The 6444-nt window shown below is 69.8% G+C and carries 3 protein-coding genes; all 3 read right to left on the bottom strand.

Annotated elements, in window-relative coordinates; all coding sequences use genetic code 11:
* On the bottom strand, positions 1–1867 hold a 1867-nt coding region (gene tmk, locus AC08ON_RS06110; protein WP_476616601.1), incomplete at its 3' end, for a dTMP kinase.
* A 290-nt stretch (positions 1868–2157) separates the two neighbouring features.
* A complete protein-coding gene (topA, locus tag AC08ON_RS06115; RefSeq protein ID WP_476606461.1) occupies positions 2158–5253 on the bottom strand; it encodes a type I DNA topoisomerase in 3096 nt (1031 codons plus the stop codon).
* A 438-nt stretch (positions 5254–5691) separates the two neighbouring features.
* Positions 5692–6444 (bottom strand): sodium/proton-translocating pyrophosphatase (locus tag AC08ON_RS06120; protein ID WP_476616602.1); only part of this gene is annotated, 753 nt, incomplete at its 5' end.

A 6444-nucleotide genomic window follows, 5' to 3' on the forward strand; every position in this document is an offset into this window, starting at 1 on the left:
CCGGCGGCCCCGGCGGCCCCGGCGGCGGATCAGGATACGCGGTCATCCGCGCGCGGCGCAGGACGATCTCGGCCGGCAGATCCAACAGGACCGTGACGTCGGGAAGCAGCGCGTGCGTCGCCCACTGGGTGAGGACGGACAGCTCGTCGGTGCTGAGGGCCCGGCTCACGCTCTGGAAGGCGATGAACGAGTCGACGTAACGATCGGTGATGACGATCGCTCCCCGGGCCAGCGCGGGTTCGATCACCTGCGTGACGTGTTCGGCGCGGTCCGCCGCGGTCAGCAGCGCCTCGGTCCGGGGGTGCAGCCGTACGGTCGGGTCGAGGAGCAGTTCTCGCAGGCCCGTTCCCAGCGCGGTGCCGCCGGATTCGGAGGTCACCACCACCTCCCGGCCGGAGGAGGCGAGCCACGTTCGCAGCAGCTCCACTTGGGTGCTCTTGCCTGCGCCATCGATGCCCTCGATCGCGATGAACAGGCCGGTGCGGCGGGGACGTGTGGCCGCCGGCCGCCGGCCGCGCAGCGCGTTCCACAGCTCGGGCCAGACCGCGGCTCCGGTCGGGTCGTCCATCTGCCGATAGGAGAACAGGCCGACCGCGACGGCGAGCAGCCCGCCGGCGAGCAGGACCGCGGTGACGCCGTCCGCGCGGACGTTGATGTCGCCCCACAGATGGATCCTGTGCGAGCCGATGAGGCCAACCAGCCCGGGCGCGGCGGCGAGCACGAGCAGCAGGTCGATGCGGACCAGCGACTGCACCAGGGCGAAGGTACGCCCCCGCAGCTCGTCGGAGACCTCGGCCTGGAGCAGGGTGTATCCGGTCACCCAGGCCACGCCGGCGAACGCCCCCACCGCGACCACGAGGATGCAGGCGATGACCAGGTTCGGGATGATCGCGACGATCACCAGGGTGATACCCGCTCCGGTCACGCAGACGCCGAACAGGCGGGTCCGACTGTAGTCGCCGAGCAGCTTGGGACCGGCGGCCATGCCGGCGGCGAGGCCGACGAACACCGCGCCGAAGAGCACCCCGTACGCGGAGTCGCCGCCGCCCAGGATCTCGACGTAGAGCCGGCCGAGGGCGATGACGCAGCCGGCGCCGGCGAACCCGCCGAGGATGCCCACGACGAGTCCGCGGACCAGTTTGTCCTGGCCGACGTAGCGCCATCCCTCGGCGATGGAAGCCAAGAACCCGGGCTCGGGGCCGGTCTCCGGCCGCGCGGCCCGTCCGATGCCCTTCAGGCCCCAGATCACGATTGCCGAGCCGAGGAACGTCGCCGCGTTGAAGTACAACGCGAGGTCGACCGAGGAGTCATGGAAGAACGACACGCTGGAGCCGAGCGTCCGTGAGATCGTCGCAAGCATCGTGAAGATCGTCGCGGCGATCGGGGCCGTGCCGTAGGTCATGATCAGGCTGAGGGTGTTGGCGGCCGCGAGCCGCTCCTTGGGCACCAGGTGCGGGACGCTCGCGTCCTTCGCCGGCGCCCACACCAGGGTGACCGCCTCCACCAGGAACGATGCGATGAGCAGCCACTTGAGCGTCCCGATGATCGGGATCGACATGAACAGCCCGAACCGCATGACGTCTGTCACGACCATGGTCAGCCGGCGGTCCAGCCTGTCGGCGAGGGCACCGGCGAGTGGGCCCAGGATCAGGGCCGGCATCAACCGGACGATCAGCAGCGAGCCGATGGCGTACGCCTGCCCGGAGAAGCTCTCCTGGAGCTGGGTCACCAGTGCGGTGGTTGCCAGCAGACCCATCCAGTCACCCAGGCTGGACAGGCTGAGCTGAATCCACATCCGGCGGAACGCGGGGATCCGCAGGACGGCCCGGATGTCGCTGTCGCCTCCGGCGGCGATGGTGGACGGCATTGGCGGCGAGGGAACCGTCGTTACCGGATGCCTGCTCGGCGAGCGGCGGACCCGCGGTCGCCGGACGGGCCAGGGTGGGCGCCGCCCGGCGTCCCGATGTCCGGCTGCATGGTCGGTGGCCACAGGGTCTCCTCCGGACGTCTCGACCGGGGTGGTGGACCTGCCGGTCACATTGGACGACTCTGCGTCACCAGAGGTGGTCTCCGTGTCGCCGATGGTGAACGCCGTAACCTCGGAAACCACCCGGGGCGCGTCCGCTTCTCCAGGGCTCCTACCGATCGGCAGCGCCATCAGTCCGTCCGGCGGGTGCCACTGGACGACGGGCTACCGGAGTCATCGGAGCCGCCGCCGTCGTCCGTCACCGTCCGGGCGGTCTTGGACCTCGCGGTGCCGGTCTTCGCCGTGCCCGGCTTGGCCTTGGTGGTTTTCGGGCCGGTCTTGGCGGTGCCGGCTTTCGCGGTGCCCCGGGCAGGACGCTTCGCGGTGGCCGGTCCGCGGGCCCGACGGTCTGCCAGCAGCTCCGCGGCACGCTCATCGGTGATCGTTTCGACCGTGTCGCCCTTGCGCAGACTGGCGTTGGTCTCACCGTCGGTGACGTAGGGGCCGAACCGGCCCTCCCGCACCACCATCGGCTTGCCGCTGGCCGGGTCGGTCCCGAGCTCACGCAGCGGCGGGCTCTGCGCGGCCTGGCGCCGACCGCGGGCCTTGGGCTGGGAGAGCAGCGCCAAGGCCTCGTCCAGGGTCACGGTGAACAACTGATCCTCAGATTCCAACGACCGACTTTCGGCACCCTTCTTCACGTATGGGCCATAGCGGCCATTCTGGGCGGTGACCTCCTCCCCGTCATCCCCCGCACCCAGAATGCGCGGAAGGGTGAGCAACCGCACGGCGTCGTCGAGGGTCAGCGTCTCCAACGACATGCCACGCAGCAGACTGGACGTGCGCGGCGGGTCAGTGTCGGTGGTGACGTAGGGGCCGAAGCGACCCGCCTTCGCCGTGATGGTCGCTCCCGACGCCGGGTCGATTCCCAGCGTCCGGTCGCCACTGGGCGCGGCCAGCAGCCCCAGCGCTTTGTCGACGGTGAGTTCGTCCGGTGCGAGATCGTCCGGCACGCTGGCACGGCGCTCCCCGTGCTGGACGTAGGGGCCGTAGCGGCCCACCCGGACGACCAGCAGGGTGCCGTCGTCGGTCTCGCCGAGGGGGATCGAGTTCACCTCGCGGGCGTCGATCTCTCCGAGCCGCTCATTGACCAGGTGCTTCAGTCCGTCGGCGGCCGGGTCGGTGCCGTCGCCGGTTCCGAAGTAGAAGCGGGTCAGCCAGGCGGTCGAGGCGGCCGTGCCGGCGGCGATGTCGTCGAGGTCGTCCTCCATCGTCGCGGTGAACCGGTAGTCGACCAGCCGGGTGAAGTGGTCCTCCAACAGGCCGACGACGGCGAACGCGACGAAGCTCGGCACCAGGGCCGAGCCCTTCTTCCACACGTAGCCGCGGTCCTGGATGGTGCCGATGATCGAGGCGTAGGTGGACGGCCGACCGATCCCGAGCTCCTCGAGCGTCTTGACCAGGCTGGCCTCGGTGAAGCGCGCCGGCGGGCTGGTGGTGTGCCCGCGGGGGGTCAGCGAGCGGGTGGTCAGTGGGTCGCCCTGCCGTACGTCCGGCAGCGGCCGCTCCCGGTCCTCCAGTTCCGCGTCTGGATCGTCGGCGCCCTCGACGTAGGCGCGCAGGAAGCCGGGAAAGGTGATGACCTTCCCCGATGCCGAGAACTCGGCGTCCTCCCCAACGGACGAGGTCGCGCCGAGCCGGATCGTGGCGCTCGTGCCGCGGGCGTCCGCCATCTGGCTGGCCACTGTCCGCTGCCAGATCAGCTCGTAGAGCCGGTAGGAGTCGACGTCAAGCTCGCCACGAACCTCACCCGGGGTCCGGAAGTGGTCCCCGGCGGGTCGGATGGCCTCGTGGGCCTCCTGCGCGTTCTTGACCTTCTTGGCGTACGTGCGGGGGCGTGCCGGCACGTACTCCGGCCCGTACAGGCTCGCAGCCTGCGCGCGGGCCGCGGTCAGGGCGGTCTTGGACAGGTTCGTCGAGTCCGTCCGCATGTAGGTGATGTAGCCGTTCTCGTACAGCCGCTGCGCCACCTGCATCGTGCGCTGGCTGGAGAAACGCAGTTTGCGGCTGGCCTCCTGCTGCAACGTCGAGGTCATGAACGGTGGGTACGGCGAACGGCGGTAGGGCTTGGTCTCCACCGAGCGCACCGTGAATGCGGCGTCGGCGAGCCGCTCGGCCAGCGACCGGGCGGTGGCCTCGTCCAGCCGCGTCACCCCGGAGGAGACGAGCTGTCCCGTCGGGGAGAAGTCACGACCCGTCGCGATCCGGTTGCCGTTCAGGGCGATCAGGGTTGCCGGGAGCGGGGTCTTCTCGACCCCGTCGCCGCAGGCGGAGCCGGCGCCGGGTCCGCCCGGCCCGGATCCCGGTGTGCCGTCCGCGTCCGACCACGCCTGGCGGGCGACGGTCGCCCCGAACAGGCCCTCGATGTTCCAGTACTCCGCCGAGCGGAACCGCATCCGGGCACGTTCCCGCTCCACCAGGATGCGGGTCGCCACGCTCTGGACCCGGCCCGCCGACAGCCTCGGCATGACCTTCTTCCACAGCACGGGAGAGACCTCGTAGCCGTAGAGGCGGTCCAGGATGCGACGCGTTTCCTGAGCGTTGACCAGGTTCTTGTCGATATCGCGCGGATTGTCGACGGCCCGCTGGATCGCCTGGGGGGTGATCTCGTGGAACACCATCCGCTTGACCGGCACCGTCGGCTTCAGCGTCTGGAGCAGATGCCAGGCGATGGCCTCGCCCTCGCGGTCCTCGTCCGTCGCGAGGTAGAGCTCGCTGGCGTCTTTCACGAGCGCCTTGAGCTTGCTGACCTGCGGTTTCTTGTCCGGCGTCACGATGTAGAGCGGTTCGAAGTCGTTGTTGACGTCGACGCCGAGCCGAGCCCACGGCTTGCCCTTGTGCGCGGCCGGGACATCGGCGGCACTGCGCGGGAGGTCACGGATGTGCCCGATACTGGATTCGACCTGCCACCCCGGACCGAGATAGCCGGCGATCGTCTTCGCCTTCGCTGGCGATTCCACGATCACCAGGCGGTTGCCCGGGCCGGAGCCGGTGGCGCGGCTGCCGTGGGCGCCGGTGGCTCCGCCTGAGCCGTTCGCCGAATGGCCAGCCTCCGTTCGCCCGTTCGCCGTCCTGCCGTTCGCCGTCCGGCTGGTGGCGCCGGCGGGTACGTCGGCCGATGCCTCGCTCGAGCCGGTCTCCGGCGGGAGCCCGGCCTCGGTGGGCTCGGCGACCGGTGCGGATGACCGCGCGGTCGCCCGTGTCGTCGTCTTCGTGCGCGCTGGCACTTCTCTCCTCGGTGCGACGTGCTCGTTTTAGTGCTCTGTGGGGCGAAAGCGTAGGTTGCTTCTACGGAGCGTAGGTCTCGAACATGGCGGATGTTGCGGAGGCGGAGCGCGTTACTGGATCTGGCGGGGGCGGTGCGGGTGTCCGGCGGACGGTGGTCGTGCGGGCGGCGGCCGTCGGAGTGAGAGCGGTGCCTCGCAGCACCGTACGCTGCCATTCCGTCTCGCGGATCCTCCCGTCCGGGTATGGCGACCGTAGCCCGACGCTCACCCGCTGCTTCCCGATCCGATGTGGGTGGCACGGATGGTCCGCTGGCGCATCACCCGGCCCACGGGCGGTACCCGATCCCGATTCCGAGGTTCCATCGGTGTGAAACAGCGCCGCCGACCCGCGTGGCCTCGTGCGAGCCGCGGGGGTCGGCGGTGGCGGAGCGATGTGGGTCAGGCGTTGATCTTCTCGCTGGGAGCCGGTGTCGGTTGTGTCATATCGGGCACATCGTTGATCATTGAGCTCCGTCGCTTGGAGATGATGATCACGGCTGCGATGGCGGCGAGGGCGGCGAGGGCGACACCGATGCGCAGCCCCGTGTTCTCGTCCGCGCCCACCGAGTACTTTACGACCGTCGGAGCGATCAGCAGGCTGACCAGATTCATCACCTTGAGCAGCGGGTTGATCGAAGGGCCGGCGGTGTCCTTGAATGGATCTCCCACGGTATCGCCGATCACCGTGGCCGCGTGGACCTCCGAGCCTTTTCCGCCGTGGTGGCCGTCCTCGACCATCTTCTTCGCGTTATCCCAGGCCCCGCCGGAGTTCGCGAGGAACACGGCCATCAGCACGCCGCCGGCGATGGCGCCGCCGAGGAACGCGCCGAGTGGCGGGTATCCTAGGCCGAAACCGACCGCGATTGGGGCGAGAACCGCCAGCGTTCCCGGTGTAATCAGTTCACGGAGCGAATCGCGGGTGCAGATGTCGACGACCGCACTGTAATCCGGCTTCTCGTCGCCGGTCATGATTCCAGGCCTGGACCGGAACTGGTTGCGTACCTCCAGGACGACCCGCCCGGCCGCGCGGCCCACCGCATTGATCGCGAGCCCGGAGAACAGGAAGACCACGGACGCACCTATGGTGAGCCCGACCAGCGCGTCGGGGTAGGCGATGTTCAGGCCGCCAACGGTGCCCCGACCCGCCTCGGG

It is taken from the genome of Frankia sp. CoWAU3, assembly GCF_977971855.1.